This is a genomic window from Chryseobacterium taeanense (assembly GCF_900099685.1).
GTDB lineage: Bacteria > Bacteroidota > Bacteroidia > Flavobacteriales > Weeksellaceae > Chryseobacterium > Chryseobacterium taeanense.
Genome location: NZ_FNDW01000006.1, coordinates 164,797 through 181,002, shown reverse-complemented (window position 1 = coordinate 181,002; position 16,206 = coordinate 164,797). Strand labels below are relative to the sequence as shown.

14 protein-coding genes are annotated in these 16,206 nt (G+C 36.6%); 3 read left to right on the top strand and 11 right to left on the bottom strand.

Annotated features, from left to right (window positions below):
- Positions 1–204: 204 nt before the first annotated feature.
- Positions 205–2,256, bottom strand: coding sequence for a T9SS type A sorting domain-containing protein (locus BLR30_RS10440; RefSeq protein ID WP_089858012.1), 2,052 nt, complete (start codon positions 2,254–2,256; stop codon positions 205–207).
- Between the two features lie 131 nt (positions 2,257–2,387).
- Between BLR30_RS10440 and BLR30_RS10435 the strand changes: the two genes are divergently transcribed.
- Positions 2,388–3,257 (top strand): helix-turn-helix domain-containing protein, encoded by an 870-nt coding sequence (locus BLR30_RS10435; RefSeq protein WP_089858009.1) that lies wholly within the window; start codon positions 2,388–2,390, stop codon positions 3,255–3,257.
- A gap of 101 nt (positions 3,258–3,358) precedes the next feature.
- Here the strand turns inward: BLR30_RS10435 and BLR30_RS10430 are convergent, their stop codons facing one another.
- On the bottom strand, positions 3,359–3,655 hold the full coding sequence (locus BLR30_RS10430; RefSeq protein WP_175443642.1) for a hypothetical protein: 297 nt from the start codon (positions 3,653–3,655) through the stop codon (positions 3,359–3,361).
- 194 nt (positions 3,656–3,849) lie between these two features.
- A complete protein-coding gene (locus BLR30_RS10425) occupies positions 3,850–5,457 on the bottom strand; it encodes a fumarate hydratase (protein WP_089858006.1) in 1,608 nt (535 codons plus the stop codon).
- Positions 5,458–5,784: 327 nt separating this feature from the next.
- On the opposite strand from BLR30_RS10425, the gene fumC reads away from it, so the two are divergent.
- On the top strand, positions 5,785–7,179 hold the full coding sequence (fumC, locus tag BLR30_RS10420) for a class II fumarate hydratase (RefSeq protein WP_089858003.1): 1,395 nt from the start codon (positions 5,785–5,787) through the stop codon (positions 7,177–7,179).
- Positions 7,180–7,275: 96 nt separating this feature from the next.
- Here the strand turns inward: fumC and BLR30_RS10415 are convergent, their stop codons facing one another.
- Genes BLR30_RS10415 through BLR30_RS10405 form a run of 3 tightly spaced genes read right to left on the bottom strand, consistent with a single transcriptional unit; the run spans position 7,276 to position 9,502 of the window.
- A complete protein-coding gene (locus tag BLR30_RS10415) occupies positions 7,276–8,316 on the bottom strand; it encodes an outer membrane beta-barrel protein (RefSeq protein WP_089858000.1) in 1,041 nt (346 codons plus the stop codon).
- Between the two features lie 27 nt (positions 8,317–8,343).
- On the bottom strand, positions 8,344–8,955 hold the full coding sequence (locus tag BLR30_RS10410) for a hypothetical protein (RefSeq protein WP_089857997.1): 612 nt from the start codon (positions 8,953–8,955) through the stop codon (positions 8,344–8,346).
- Positions 8,942–9,502 (bottom strand): RNA polymerase sigma factor, encoded by a 561-nt coding sequence (locus tag BLR30_RS10405; RefSeq protein WP_089857995.1) that lies wholly within the window; start codon positions 9,500–9,502, stop codon positions 8,942–8,944. The genes BLR30_RS10410 and BLR30_RS10405 overlap by 14 nt, the downstream gene beginning before the upstream one ends.
- Positions 9,503–9,692: 190 nt before the next feature.
- Between BLR30_RS10405 and BLR30_RS10400 the strand changes: the two genes are divergently transcribed.
- A complete protein-coding gene (locus BLR30_RS10400; protein WP_089857988.1) occupies positions 9,693–9,884 on the top strand; it encodes a bacteriocin-like protein in 192 nt (63 codons plus the stop codon).
- Between the two features lie 67 nt (positions 9,885–9,951).
- Here the strand turns inward: BLR30_RS10400 and BLR30_RS10395 are convergent, their stop codons facing one another.
- From BLR30_RS10395 to BLR30_RS10375, 5 genes are all read right to left on the bottom strand, one after another.
- Complete coding sequence (locus BLR30_RS10395; protein WP_089857985.1) at positions 9,952–11,172, bottom strand: aminotransferase class V-fold PLP-dependent enzyme; 1,221 nt, start codon at positions 11,170–11,172, stop codon at positions 9,952–9,954.
- Positions 11,173–11,563: 391 nt separating this feature from the next.
- Positions 11,564–12,190 carry a 50S ribosomal protein L25/general stress protein Ctc gene (locus BLR30_RS10390; protein WP_089857980.1) on the bottom strand — a complete coding sequence of 209 codons (627 nt, stop codon included), beginning with the start codon at positions 12,188–12,190 and terminating at the stop codon, positions 11,564–11,566.
- 55 nt (positions 12,191–12,245) lie between these two features.
- Positions 12,246–13,184, bottom strand: a complete 939-nt coding sequence (locus BLR30_RS10385; RefSeq protein ID WP_089857977.1) for a ribose-phosphate pyrophosphokinase — start codon at positions 13,182–13,184, stop codon at positions 12,246–12,248.
- Between the two features lie 84 nt (positions 13,185–13,268).
- A complete protein-coding gene (locus BLR30_RS10380; protein WP_089857974.1) occupies positions 13,269–14,756 on the bottom strand; it encodes a G-D-S-L family lipolytic protein in 1,488 nt (495 codons plus the stop codon).
- Positions 14,757–14,772: 16 nt separating this feature from the next.
- Entirely contained in the window at positions 14,773–16,008 is a 1,236-nt protein-coding gene (locus BLR30_RS10375; RefSeq protein ID WP_089857970.1) for an OmpP1/FadL family transporter, read from the bottom strand.
- Between the last annotated feature and the right edge of the window lie 198 nt (positions 16,009–16,206).

Here is a 16,206-nt window from a genome sequence, read left to right as displayed (position 1 = left end):
AAAGTAATTTATTTTTAGAGAAGTTGACTTCTTAAGATAAATTTTAACGTATTAGAATATTATGCAACAGATTGAAATGTATTTCGATATAAATATTCTGGTTAATTATGTTTTATAAAAATGGAATCCGGCGCGGGACTTCGTCCCGCGCCGGATTCACTATGTAATTTAAATGAACTATTCAAAGAATTTTAATATTTAACTCTAATTTTTTATTATTTTTTTTGATAATATTTGTCCGTTTTTTAATTTCACCTCTACAATATAAATTCCGTTCGGAAGCTCCTGAAGATCAACCTTATTTTGGGAAAAACGAACATTGATATTTTGACCGACAAGATTTGTTACTTTTACCGTTTCAACAGAAGAATCTGTTTTAATATTTAAAATTCCTTTTGTGGGATTAGGATAGACCGCAACTGAATTCGTATTAAGATGGATATCAGACGTTGCCAGACCTGAAAAATCTTTTATACATCTCACCGATTCTCCCTGCCCTCTGGGAGCGCCTGCTCCAGGGTTAGCGATAGACGATCCTATGTAAAGATATTTTCCTCCGCTGTTGGCTGTCCCCGAACTCCAATAATAACCTCTTGTTCCTTCATAGGTAAATCCGCCGGTCGTATTGCTTCGGTAGCCGGCAGCGGGTAATTTAAGATAACTTGCAAATGCTGTAGCGGGGTTTCCTATCCCTTCGGCACCTACCAGTGCAGTCCATTCTGCAGGAGTAGGAAGTCTCCAGCCTTGCCCGACAGTTTTGCATGGATCTACACCAACAGCTGAAGTAATTTCAGATAACGAGGAAGCATTCCAGGCATCACTCGTGGCGTTGGTAGCCCACCATGATGCCGAACCTGATCCTAAAATAAAAGAGCTGATTCCTGAAAGCCCGTCAGGCGAATTCGCAGAAGGAGCTGTCGTGGTGGCAGAATTCCTCAACTGATGTCCGTCATCCCATCTTCCCCACTGGAAAAGATCTCCAAATGAATCTGCATCATCTAACGATGTCGCAACGCGGGAACTTCCTAAATTCTGCTGTAACCATATTTTTCCGTCAGCACCTCTTACTGTAGCGTAACTTACATCGTGTCCGTTATAGATAAATGTCACGCAACCCAGATCACCTGTATTGGTTCCCGGGTCTGTATTATTACAAACCGGATTTAAGGAAAACCTTTTCACCTTTGTTCCATTTTGGGAATATGCCAGCACAAGAGCATTATTAAAATTATCAAAAGCAAGATCATTATAAGTAGCCTGACCGTCTGAAATAAAACTTCCGCCAAGCACCTCCCATGTTTGGGATGCAGTATTTAAGTAATAAACTTTATTCTTTAAAAAATCATCATTTTCCCAACGGCTTGCCACAACATAAGGATTTCCTGATGCGCTCACCGCAATTGCCACATGCTGAACCTTTCCCTCTGAAAAGTTGGCATTTCCCAATTGTATCCAACTTGTTCCGTTGAACTTTTTCACGTTTAGCTTTTGTCCGTTTGCAGAATTGGAAACATATGCAACATATAGATTATTATTAACATCAATCGCTATATCAGAATTATACTGTTCACTCGCAGAAGCTGCATCCACAATATTGCCTCCCACAAGTACCCAATTGTCTGAAGTTGTTGCGGTCGTTGTATTCTCATAAACCCTCACTCCTCCGGATACATTACAGGTATAGACTTTATTGTTTGTCCCGATTACCATTTCAGCAAAAGTAGCTCCGTTGGAAAAACCGACATTTCCTACCTGCTCCCACACACCGTTGATATATCGCCGAACACTTCCGGAATTGTCTGTGGAATATGTAAACAGAACATTCGAAGGCGAAACTGCTGAAGCATGATAATTAATAGCAGATGTTGTCGCACTTGGCAGCTGCGTCCACGCAGATCCGTCGAATTGTCTTACTTCCAGGCCGCTACCCTGATTAGTATAATAGATATTTCCATTCGGTGCCGATAATAAAGAATTATAAGTTGCGTAGCTATTTGTAATTCCAGGGCTACCTCCTACGTATGACCAGGAACTTCCATCAAAAGCCTGAACAGAACCTTTCATTACAGATGTGTCATAGTACGAAATATAGTACTTTCCATTATTTATTACCAAATTGTTGAAACTACTTCCTCCGGCAGAAACAGTCGTCAAACCGCCTACATCTTCCCACTGTTGGGCGTATGCACAGGTCGCAGCTAATGACAATAAAGCCAGGCTGGCACTACGTATTTTAAAAAATATTTTTCTACACATAACAAATTATTATTTTTATTTATTCTAAATTATAATTAATTTTGTGCAAAAATACTTTAGATATATAAGCTCGAATAATCATTTCCGAACTTTTTGTTATCTGATATATACCTCTATTCAACTGTAGTATTATGAAGAATCTGTCGCATAAAGAATTATTATTCAGATCAGAAGCCATTAAAATTTTGTTTCAGGAAGGTTTTATCTCTGAAAAAATTCACCAATCTGACATAATAGAAGGACAGTCGAGTTTTAATCTGCTTTTTTTCCTGAGTTCAAATATTATTCTTAAAGCACAAGACTGCGGAACGAAATTGTCATTCAAAAAAAATCAATATATACTTCATTATTCCCGTGCAGAAGGCTCGGCCGAACTATGGTCAGAAAATGTTGAACCGCTCAAGTATTTACACATACAAATTGACTATGAATATATATTTAACCTCATCAATCCTGATTCCGACAAAGAAAATGAAGAGACTCTGGAAAGGATGATCCGGAACAATTATATTTTCCTTCATCAACAGACTCCGCCATTCATGACAGTTGAAATGCATATGATCTTAAATGAAATCATAAGTTATTCTAAAAAGGGAATGCTGAGGAAATTGTTTATTGAAGCAAAAATAATTAAACTTTTAATGCTGATTTTCGAACAGTTTGGTGAAAAAAATACTTTCAGGGAGAATCCTAAAATTCCCTCGATGATTAAAAAATTTGTTGACGAAAATTACCACAGAAATATTAAAGTAGAGGAAATCGGTAATATCATTGGTATCAATCAGAATAAAATCAGAAAGGAATTCAAAGCTCAATATCAGATGACCGTCAACGATTATATTGCTGAATTAAGAATGCTGAAAGCCAAGAAACTAATTATCAATAATGACATTATGATTAAAGAAATCGCTATAGAATGTGGTTATGAGTATGTTCAAAATTTTACGAGAGCCTTTAAAAAGAAATTCGGCATCTCTCCGGAAAAATTCAGAAATGAGTAAAAATCAGAAAAACCACTTATCGAGATAAGTGGTTTTAATATATGTTGTTTTGCTTTGATATTGTTTTTCCGGAATTCATGTGGAAAAACAATGACAATCAATTAATGATGTCCGTGGTTGTCGTGGCTATGATCGTGAATGAAAGGACCATGACCTTTTGGCTCGTTGTAGATAACTTCTACTCCTTCCTGCTCATACACCATTTTGCTTCTTACTTCTTCAGGATCAAAAGGCTTCACTTTACCGAAGTATTCTTTCAAGCCTTCCGTTAGCCATAAAGGAATTACAAATCCGAAGAACATGAAAATACACCAGAATCCTACAAGGAACATAATTATGAAAAATACAGTCCAAAGGAACTGGTAAAACGGCCAAAATGCTGATAAAATCGTTATCATTTTTCTTAAAGATTTTAGGCAAAAATAGGACTTTTTATTTTTTTATACAAAAGATATGTGTCCTATTTTATTATTTATTTTTATTTTAATTTAAAAGACTAAGAGATCATAGAAAAACAGATGATAGATTACATAGCTTTACTCTTATTCATCTATTCTCTATTCGTCTTTTATCTATCTGTCTTTTCTATCTTTTAATGTGCCAAATCAGCAAAGAAGTCATTTCCTTTATCATCGGTAATGATGAATGCCGGGAAATCTTTTACTTCAATCTTTCTTACCGCTTCCATTCCTAACTCCGGGAAATCCACAACTTCAACGGAAAGAATATTGTCTTTAGCCAATATAGCCGCAGGACCTCCGATAGAACCCAGATAGAAACCTCCGTATTTTCCGCAGGCATTGGTAACATCTTTACTTCTGTTTCCTTTGGCGAGCATAATCATACTTCCGCCATGGCTCTGGAATTCATCAACATAAACATCCATTCTTCCTGCTGTCGTAGGCCCGAAACTTCCAGACGCCATTCCTTCCGGAGTTTTTGCAGGTCCTGCGTAATAGATTGGATGATTTTTAAAATATTCCGGCATTGGTTTTCCGCTGTCAAGAATCTCTTTGATTTTTGCGTGCGCAATATCTCTTGCAACGATTAAGGTTCCATTAAGTTTTAATCTTGTTTTGATAGGATATTTAGAAAGTTCCGCCAGAATTTCAGACATTGGCTTATTAAGATCAATTTCAACAGCTTCTTCCAGGTGTGGAGGCGTATCTGGTAAAAATCTCTTAGGATTTTCTTCAAGCTGCTCAAGGAAAATACCTTCTTTTGTAATTTTTCCTTTAATATTTCTGTCTGCTGAGCACGAAACTCCCATTCCCACAGGACAAGATGCAGCATGACGAGGAAGTCTGATTACTCTGACATCGTGCGTTAAATATTTTCCGCCAAACTGTGCTCCGATAGCACTTTCCTGACAGATTTTCTGAACTTTCGCTTCCCATTCCAGGTCTCTGAACGCCTGACCAGCTTCGTTTCCTTCGGTAGGAAGGTTGTCGTAATATTTTGCAGATGCTTTTTTCACAGCCGCTAAATTTGCTTCCGCAGAAGTTCCCCCAATCACTAAAGCCAAGTGATAAGGCGGGCAAGCTGCCGTTCCAAGATCTGAGATTTTTTCTTTAATGAATTCTTCAAGAGATTTTTCGTTCAGTAAAGATTTAGTCTTTTGATAAAGGAAAGTTTTGTTGGCAGAACCTCCTCCTTTTGTTAAGAATAAAAACTCGTAATAATCTCCTTTTTTAGCATAGATATCGATCTGCGCAGGAAGGTTTGATCCCGAGTTTTTCTCATCAAACATCGTCAAAGGTACCACCTGAGAATATCTTAAATTTCTTCTCTGATAGGTATTATAGATTCCTTTGCTTAAATATTCACCGTCATCCACACCTGTATAAACGTTTTCTCCTTTTTTCCCCATCACAATTGCAGTTCCGGTATCCTGGCAGGAAGGTAAAGCTCCTTCAGCAGCCACTGCCGCATTCTGTAGTAAATTATATGCTACAAATCTGTCATTATCGGTAGCTTCAGGATCATCAATAATTCTTCTGAGACTTTCCAAATGTGAAGAACGAAGCATAAAAGAAACATCCGCCATCGCTTCTTCTGCAAGAAGCTCCAAGCCTTTTGGATCAATCGTTAAAATTTCTCTGTTACCGAGTTGTTCAACTTTTACATAATCTGATGTAAGTTTCTTATACACCGTATCATCCTTCTGAATAGGATACGGATCCTGATATCTAAATTCCATTCTTCTTTTTATTTGGTTGCAAAAATAAAACATCGCGAAAAAACATGAGTAAAATCAGACACTTAGATTGATATTTATAATGATTATAAATTGCGAATGTTTCAGGTAATGATTAACTTTAGGAAAACTTTTTAAACCACAAAAGTCACAAAAGATTTTTGACACATTAGTCATATAAGTTTTAAGTTAAAAACCTTTGGAAATAAAGAACACATCAGTGAAAATCAAAGATTTTCATTTTTGAGGTTTACCGATTGTTAAAACTAATCTTAAAATTTAAAATGAATTTTTTGTGCCTTTTTGATTAAATTAAAAATTTCCATCATAATGAATTACAGAATAGAAAAAGATACCATGGGCGAAGTGCAGGTTCCTGCAGATAAATTCTGGGGCGCACAAACCGAAAGATCCAGAAACAACTTCAAAATTGGTTCCGAGGGATCTATGCCTCATGAAATCATTGAAGCATTTGCCTATCTGAAAAAAGCGGCTGCTTTTACTAATGCCGATTTAGGTGTTCTTCCTGCCGAAAAAAGAGATATGATCGCAAAAGTATGTGATGAAATATTAGAAGGAAAACTGAATGACCAATTTCCTCTCGTAATCTGGCAAACGGGTTCAGGAACGCAGTCAAATATGAATGTAAATGAAGTAATTTCAAACCGTGCCCATGTAAACAATGGCGGAATATTGGGAGAAAAATCTGAAATTCATCCTAATGATGATGTTAATAAATCCCAGTCGTCCAACGATACCTATCCAACGGCAATGCATATCGCAGCTTATCGCAAAGTGGTTGAAATTACCATTCCTGCGGTTGAAAAACTGAAAGATACTTTAGCACAAAAATCAGAAACGTTTAAAGATATTGTTAAAATCGGGAGAACACATTTAATGGATGCAACTCCTCTGACTTTAGGACAAGAATTTTCCGGGTACGTTGCCCAGCTGAATTACGGAATAAAAGCTTTAAAAAATACACTTCCTCACCTTTCCGAACTGGCGTTGGGAGGAACTGCAGTAGGAACCGGACTGAACACTCCGAAAGGTTACGATGTAAAAGTCGCTGAATATATTTCTAAGTTTACCAATCATCCTTTTGTAACAGCAGAAAATAAGTTTGAAGCACTGGCCGCCCACGATGCCATTGTTGAATCTCATGGCGCTTTAAAACAACTCGCTGTTTCATTGTTTAAAATTGCCCAGGATATCAGATTACTCGCTTCCGGACCGCGCTCGGGAATTGGTGAAATTCACATTCCAGAAAATGAGCCTGGATCATCCATTATGCCAGGAAAAGTGAATCCTACGCAAAATGAAGCAATGACAATGGTTTGCGCACAGGTTTTAGGAAATGACACCACGATTTCCTTCGCAGGAACACAGGGAAATTATGAACTTAATGTTTTCAAACCTGTAATGGCTTATAATTTTTTACAGTCGGCTCAGTTGATTGCTGATGCCTGTATTTCATTTAACGATCATTGCGCTGTGGGAATTGAGCCTAATCATGACAGAATCAAAGAACTTGTTGATAAGTCATTAATGCTTGTTACTGCTTTAAATACGCATATCGGATATGAAAATGCAGCAAAAATTGCAAAAACTGCCCATAAAAACGGAACGACATTAAAAGAAGAAGCTGTAAATCTGGGACTTCTCACAGCAGAACAATTTGATGAATGGGTGAAACCTGAAAACATGGTAGGAAGTCTGAAATAAAGAATTAAATTTATCCGTTAATATTGTAAAAAAACGCCATGAAATTATTTCACGGCGTTTTTGTTATATATGAAATGGTTAAAAATTTAAACTACATTACAACCCGAGGGAAATTCCGAAAACAAGCGCTTTGTCGTTAGAAAAGTTCCCACCTTTAAAGTAGTTTGTAAAATCTTTTTTCACGAAAATACTGAAGTCGTCGTACGAAACGGTAAACTGAGCGCCAAACACAAACGGATTTACCTGATAGTTCCCTCTATCCCTGAAATCTGGGCCGTCGCCACTTATGATATTGTTGGTAGACATTTTAACTCCGCCATAAAAATATCCCGCCATTTTAAATCCGTCTCTGAAGTTTCTGTATTTAATGTCCATCCCTGCATCTTTCAGCCTGGAAAAATTATACTGTAATCCTAAAGGAACGATGATATAACCCGTTCTTAACTTATTTTTATCAAGACTTTTTCCATATTTATCGAGATAAACATTTCCTTCAGAATCTTTATTAAAGTAAAGATTATTGTCAAGGCGAAGTGTTCTCCATGAAAACCTGATTCCTGAAAGTAACCCAAAGTGGCTTGTTCTGCTGAAGTGGTAGTTAAAATTTAACCCAAATTCCAGATTACTTGCATATCCAATGTTTTTATCAAGTTCATTATCTGGCAAATCGTTGGTAAGATTCATAATTCCATAAGAAAAATAGCTGGAAAAGTTCTTTTTCGGACGATATTTCTCTAATATTTTAGCTCTAATTTCCTCATTTGAAGTTACATCTGAATTCAATAGTGAATATTTCACCTGTTTTTCTATCACTGAATCGAGGTCAAATCCCAGGTCTGCAATTCTTTTGTCGATTTTCTCGGAATAACGGTTGGCAATTTCTTTTTTCTGCAAATCAAAATCGGCTTTATCTAAATTTTTATTTTGAAGAGCAATCAGTTCTTCTTCCATCATTTTTTTTTCTTCCTGAATAATCTCGTCAATTTTCTTGGCGTAATCATCTACTTTTTCCTTTACAATAGGACTTATTTTCTCGTTTTCTTTGGAAGCCGGAAGGCTGAAAGACCATTTCGACTGAGCATATACATTATTGAATAAAATGCACGCGAAAGCCATCATGATAATTTTTTTGACCATAATATTAATTTTTTATTTTTTTAACGTTTATTTTTCTATTATTTCGATAGAAGCAACATTGCTCGTTCCTTTAGTTTGTTCTATGGCATCTTTATGTTCAATAGAAAAAAGCAAAGTAGAAGGATCGGTATATTTTCTTGTTTTTGCAGGGATCTTTGCAGAATCTGCCTGGGCAATAATTTTATCTTGCAGTACAGGTGCCGCTGTAACTGTAATATGTTTATTGATTAACGGCAATTCTTTTTGTTCTAGGGCTTCCGGAATATCAGACATTTCAGCTTTTTCAACAGAAACTATATTTTTTTCATAAGTCTCTGTTTTAGGTTTATTGTATATATACGAATCATTACTTTTAATCTTCTCCTCAAGCTTAATATCCTGCGATACAGCATCAATAACGTGAGCCGTCATTTTATTTTTATTGATTTGTCCATTTTCTTCATTAAAGAACAAAACAGCACCTAAACTGAATGTTAAAACCAGACACGCTGCCATCAGAAACCAGTTAACTCTTGATCCGGAAGATTTCATTTTCGTCTGACTTTCTATTTCTGACCAAAGGTTCCGCGAAGGGGCGATTTCCCTTTCTTCAATTTGTTTTCTGACTTGATATTCTATTGTATTTTTATCTGTTTTCATTTTGTATTTTTTTTTGTTGCTGATGATAGATTTTCCTCATTTTCTCCTTAGCCCGAAACAGCTGGGTTTTGCTTACTGCTGTAGAAATCTGTAATGCGTCCGCAATTTCCTGATGCGAGTAGTCTTCAAGGACATAGAGGTTAAAAACCATTCTGTAAGCATCGGGAAGCTGATCTAAAAGCTCCTGCGCATTAAAATTAAAATCAATAAATTCTTCCTGAATTTCTTCGGGATAATTGGGGTTGATATCCTCCAGATAAAAAACGGTCTTATGACTTTTAATAAAATTAAGACACTCATTCACTATTATTCTTCTCCCCCATCCTTCAAAACTTCCCTCACCTCGAAAACTTTCAATACTTTTAAAAATTTTGCAAAATGCTTTTATCACACAGTCTTCAGCCTGATAAAGATCGTTTATATAACTTCTGCTGACACTCAGGTATTTCTTTACATTCTGATCATAAAAAATTTTCTGTGCAGCCGGATCCTGTTTTTTGAGACGGCTGAGCAAATCATCTTTTTTATTTCCGAACAAAAGTTTCATAAATTATTTGTTTCTATTAGTAAGACAGTGAAAATCTTAAAAGGTTACAGGTTAGAGAAAAAACTTTTAAAAATATTTTTTTCAATCAATTGATGAAGAAGAAAGGTAATAATTTTAATTAAAGATATGGTGTTATTATTTTTTTTCATAAATTAGTGACTAATTACAAATCACTAACAAACAAATCATTATGAAAAATCTAAAAAAACTTCAGAGAGAAGACTTAAAGCAGGTTCTGGGCGGACACACATGCCCTCCGAATACGTATCACATTACGTACAATGGATATCATGCATGTTGCCTGCAAATCCCAACAGGAAACCCCTGTACATCAACATCCTGCCTCGTGCCTGTTGAAATGTGCGATTCGGGAGTCAGCTAAACTTATAATTAAAACAAATGGCCGGAGTTATTTTCCGGCCATACTTATATTTTATACAAATTTAAAATCAGCTAAGCATTCTCTGTGCTTTTTTCACGCCTTCAATTAATAAATCGATTTCATTAAAGGTGTTATACAATGCAAAGCTCGCTCTTACCGTTCCTGCAATATTGAAAAAATCCATTATTGGTTGCGTACAGTGATGCCCCGTTCTCACGGCAATTCCAAGTTTATCAAGGATCATTCCAACATCGGAAGCAATACCAACCCCTTCCAGATTAAAGGAAACAACCCCGGTTCTGACAGCTTTTTCACCATAAATTTTTATTCCTTCAAGCTCCAGAAGCTTTCTTTGTGCATATTCCAGTAAAGCATTTTCGTGATTCTGAATATTCTCCTGACCGACTTTTTGGATAAAATCCACAGCAGCTCCCAAAGCAATATTTCCTCCCACATTTGGTGTTCCGGCTTCATATTTAAATGGCAGACCTGCGTATGTTGTCCCATCAAAAGAACAAGTAGCGATCATTTCACCTCCTCCATGAAACGGCGGTAAATCTTCAAGAATCACCTGTTTTCCGTACAAAATTCCTGTTCCCATCGGTGCATACATTTTGTGTCCCGAGAAAACAAAAAAGTCGCAATCCATTTTCTGAACATCAATGATAAAGTGCGGTGCTGACTGCGCTCCGTCGATTACGATATAGGCATCTGTATTTTTTCTTGTTTTTGCAATGATTTCTTCAATCGGATTAACAATTCCCAAGGCATTAGAAACCTGATTTACAGAAACCACTTTCGTTTTCTCACTTAAAAAGGTCTCAAAAACATCAAGCTGAAGAATTCCGTTTTCATCCATCGGAATAACTCTTAATTTAGCTCCTGTCCTTTCACAAAGCATCTGCCAAGGAACGATATTGGAATGATGCTCCAGATAAGAGATAATAATTTCATCGTCTTTTTTTAACTTTTGGGTTAAAATATAAGCGATAAGATTTAATCCTTCTGTGGTTCCTTTGGTAAAAATTACTTCAAAATCATGTTTTGCATTAATGAATTTCTGGATTTTCCTTCTCGAAAGCTCCATCTCTTCAGTAGCCAACTGACTTAATGTATGAATTCCACGATGCACATTCGCATTAATCTCTGTATAATATCCATTCCATACTTCCAAAACGGAATTTGGTTTCTGTGATGTAGCCGCATTATCAAGATAAACCAATGGTTTACCGTTCACTTCCTGATTTAATATAGAAAACTGACTTCTGATTTCCTGAATGTCAAACATTTATTAAAAATTTAAATTAAAACGCTCTTATTTAGAACTCTTCAAATTTACGGCTTTTTTTCGGATTGTGGTTGATGGTTAATAGTTCGTGGTTGATAGAAAGATTCGATGGATTAGATATTTATTTTTCTTTCTAACGCTAAAGATCGTCAGTCATTGATAATTAATTGTGAAATATTTTAGTTCGCAAGGGCATTAAACTCAGCAAATGATAGCCATGTTATTAATTATAAAAAACTAAAATTTGGACCATTATCACTAAATTATTTTAACTATTGAAAGCATTCTAATACAAAGACGTTTCACTATAAAACGCAGAGGTTTTTTACTTTTAAAACAAAAAAAACCTGCCAAAAATGACAGGTTTCTATATTGTTTAAATAAGAAATTCTTATTCTGCAGAAGTTTCTTCTGTCGGAGCCGCTCCTTCTTCTTCATCTTCATCATCCATTGCTGCTGCACCTCCTTTCATTGCATTTCTAGACATCTTAACAGCTACAACAACTGCATTGTCCGGGTGCATGAAAGAATATCCTTCAGTTTTGATACCTCCAACATAAAGTTTGTTACCGATTCTTAGCGGAGTAACGTCCACAACGATTTCATCAGGTAAGTTAGCAGGAATTGCTTTTACTTTCAATTTTCTGAAAGACTGACGAAGAACACCACCAGCTACAACACCTTTTGAACGACCAGTGATTCTTACAGGAACTTCCATGATAACAGGCTTATCGTCAGCTAGCTGATAGAAGTCTGCGTGAAGGATTTTGTCTGTAATCGGGTGAAACTGAATATCCTGAAGAACAGCCGGAATTGTTTGACCATCAACCTCAATAGATACCGTGTGTGCTTCAGGAGTATATACCAAACCTTTGAATGCTCTCTCTTCTGCAGAGAAGTTCAATGGCTCACCACCTCCGTAAACAACACAAGGAACTAATTCAGCATCACGTAAAGCTTTTGTAGACTTTTTGCCCACGCTTTCTCTTTTTGTACCTTGAATTGTAATAGATTTCATTTATAAAAATTTAAAAAATTGTTTAAAACCAAATTTGCAATCTAATGAAAATCAATTAGATAATAAACTTACTACTAATTGATTGATGCTCGTGCACCATCTTCATAACGTCCGCAAATAATGGGGCGCAAGATAGCACTTTTATTTTAGATGACAAATTATTTTTCACAGGAATTGAGTCAGTTACAATAACTTCCAATAATTTCGAGTTTTCGATATTATCATAAGCTTTTCCTGAAAGCACTCCGTGAGTTGCCATAGCTCTCACCGTTTTTGCTCCTTTCTCGATCAAAATATCTGCTGCTTTGCAAAGTGTTCCTGCGGTATCGATCATATCATCAATAAGGATCACATTTTTGCCTACAACATCTCCGATAAGGAACATTTCTTCTACAACATTTGCTTTTTTCCTTTCTTTATAGGCAATTACTACATCCGCTCCAAGATGGCCGGCATAGTTTTTTGCTCTTTTAGCACCTCCCATATCAGGAGAAGCAATCGTAAGGTTTTCAAGATTCAGATTGCGGATATAATCTACGAAAATTGTAGATGCATATAAATGATCTACCGGAATTTCAAAGAATCCTTGGATCTGGTCAGCATGAAGATCCATGGTCATTACTCTTGTTGCTCCCGCAGCCGTTAAAAGATTGGCTACAAGCTTTGCACCGATCGGCGCTCTTGGTTTGTCTTTTCTATCCTGTCTGGCAAGTCCGAAATAAGGAAGCACTACGGTAATGCTTTTCGCAGAAGCTCTTTTTGCCGCGTCAATCATCAGCAGAAGTTCTAAAAGATTATCCGCCGGCGGAAAGGTAGAACCAATCAGGAAAACCCTGCCTCCTCTTACGGATTCGTCTAATACCGGTTCAAATTCTCCGTCACTGAAGGTTTGAAAATTGATTTTTCCTAATTCCTTCCCATAATGATGGGCAATTTTCTCTGCCAAGTCCTTGCTCGTCCTTGTACAAAATAGATAACTTAACTGGTGGGCCATTTTTACTTTTTAAAAGATTTTGCAAATTTAAAAAAAACCACAAGAATATATCTTGTGGTTTCTAAGTTTTTATTCAAAGTGTTATTACGGGAATTTGACTCCGGAATAATTATTTGGATTTACCTGTGGTAATGTAGATTTGTATTTTGCATTGATTGCTTTAATAAATTCGTTGGCTACAATTGCATATCCTCTTCCTGTAAGATGAACCCCGTCAAGAGAGAATGTACCTCCGGTTACGAATTTGGCAGTATATCTTATTCCGTCATACAAAATTCCGGACTGGGAATTTAGTTCTACCATTTTAGCATTGGCATCTACAAATGCAAGCCCTTTAGCATCTGCAATAGATTTAATAGAAGCATTATATGCATCCATAGCTGTTTTTACGCTTGCAGCTTCAGATTTTGTGAGTACATGCTGATTTTCTAAAGGATAAGAAATACCGTACACATTAATTGCAGATGGAGCACTAGGATTTGTAGCTCCTATCACTGCTCTTGTAGTAAGTAGTATATAATCTTCTGCTGTTGCCTGTCTAGCCTGTCCGTAAATCTGCCCGAAAGCAGCTGCCGTAGGAGCTCCTAAAGATGGTGTAAGCGCTGCAGTAAGCTGCGCAGATAAATTTGGCAAAGAAACATCCTTAATCAAAACAGGGTTTGCGGCAGTAGAAAATAAAAGATTAATTCTATCCCCTGCTCCAAAAGCGGTAAGTGCCTGTTTAAGCGGCCCGTATAGACTTGTGTTGAGCGTATTAAGATTAGCACCTAAAGCAGCCGGAGTTAACGGATTGTAAGGAACCGTTGTAAAGAAAGGAATTGTTGTTACACTTGGGATATTAGCAATGACTCCTTTTGCCCCGTTCGCTGTAAGAGCTGTTACGTAAGAGTTGATACTGGATGCGACTACATTAGGATCAGAAATATCATTAGATCCGTAAGTGGCAGGATTAAGATTTCCCGTTTGATCTACTCCAACACCACCACTTGTTGCATAACTTAAAATATCATTATTTCCGATCCATAAAGAGAAGAAAGTGGGATTTTGAGCCACTGCAGCCGCTACAGGACTCACCCCTGTAGAAAATCTTGAATAATAAGGATTAAGTGATCCATAGCTGGTAATTCCCAAATGGAAAGATTTTGCTCCTGGAATCCCTAAATTCTGATAAGGAGCTCCTGAAGAAATATTATCAAGTGTAGCTGCCGGTGCGGATGCTACTGGTGTCAAAGACCCATTTACCACACTAAGGACCAATTTTCCAGGAAAGCCTGTAAGATTACTGAAGCCTCCCACATTATTTGGCATCAACGGCTGTTTGAAATCTCCTCCACCCGCAAGTTTCATCTGCATCGCAATCATTGAAGGGTAAGATTCGTTTTGGCCGTCTATATAAAGAGATCCATCTCTATATCCTGATGTAAGAGAGTTTCCTAATGATACATATTTGGAAAAGTTGGCCTCTCCAGAAGTTACCACCACATCATTTACATCAGTATCGAATTCTGTGTCACAACTTACATTTAATAACAACGCTGAAATAGCGAATGTAGAAATTAATATTTTTTTCATAATTCTTTATTAAAAATTAAAATGCGTTATAAGACAAACCTAACCCAAAGTAAAATGCTTTTGCTTTAGCCTGTCCGTAAAAGTTATAAAATGCGTTGCTTATATCTCTGGATTTCTGGAAGTTGTAAGCTCCCGAAAGATCTACACCTAATCTATTTAATTTGAATCCAATACCTCCGGTAATCACATTCGCATCAAAAGATGGAGTCTCCGGACTGAAATGGTCGTCGGAGTACGGAGATTCATCATGATAATATCCAAGTCTCCCCGCAATCTTATCGGTTATCATATATTGAGTACCGATTCTGAAAGCTTTTGAATTATGGAAATTTTTAGGGGTAACATTTTTTGTAGGATCATCGACCTGATTTCCTGCCAATGCATTTTCAAAGTCTAATGTCAGTTTATTGTATTTTTCCCATCCGTAATAATTAAAATCACCGGATACCTGCCATTTCGGAGTTATTTTATAGGTCACCCCAATAGTATATTCATCAACTAATGGAAGAACAGCTTTAAAATTGTCTTGTCCGTTGGCATCTACTTTTACGGAAGAATAAAGAGCCTGAGAAATATTGAACGTTGCTTTTCCTTTATCTGCATTCATATATACCGGAGAGCGATAAGCAATACTGATATCCAGTTTATCCTCAGGTCTGAAATAGAAACCTAAACCAAAACCGTGTCCTGAAGCTTTATCGTCTTTTAAATTTAACGTTCCGCCCAGCTGGGTCACTGCTTTCGTCCAGTCTACGCTTCCTTTAGCATAAATATAGCTTGCTCCTACCGACACCCACGGAGACAATTTTACAGAAACCATTGGCTGGAAATAAAAAGCTTTTAATTCAATATTTTGTACAATTTCTTTTCCTGCCCAGTTATCCGGCCACTCTACAGTACTTCCGTATGGGGTAGAAAAATTAAAACCTAAAGAAAGATTATCTAAGACCTTATATGCCACAGCCGCGTAAATAGGAGTTCCCATAGGGTTATCTGTGGAATAAGACTCCAGCGTCGTAGGATTCTGATAGGTTACTTTAGAACTTATACCAAATCCACCTGCTGCAACACTCAGCCTTGAAGGGATAAATGACATCCCTGCAGGATTAAAAAACGTTACACTCGCATCTTCAGCGTGTGCGCTTGTATGTGCCATTGCCAGTTGTTTTACGCCCTGCAAAGAAACCCTGAAGCCTCCTGCATAAGATAAAACTCCTGCCAACAAAGCAGTTGATATTAATATTTTTTTCATAGACTATTATTATATTAACCCAAATATAAAATTATTTTACTTACTCCTGTTAATAAATCATAAAATTTTAAACAATAAATACAAATAAAACTATGTTTAAAATAGCATTTTCATTAAAAAGTGACATAAATAAAACAGTATAAGAAAATTAAACTAAAAATAGAAAGCTAAATTCAGGGTCTGTTTAAAACTAAACAG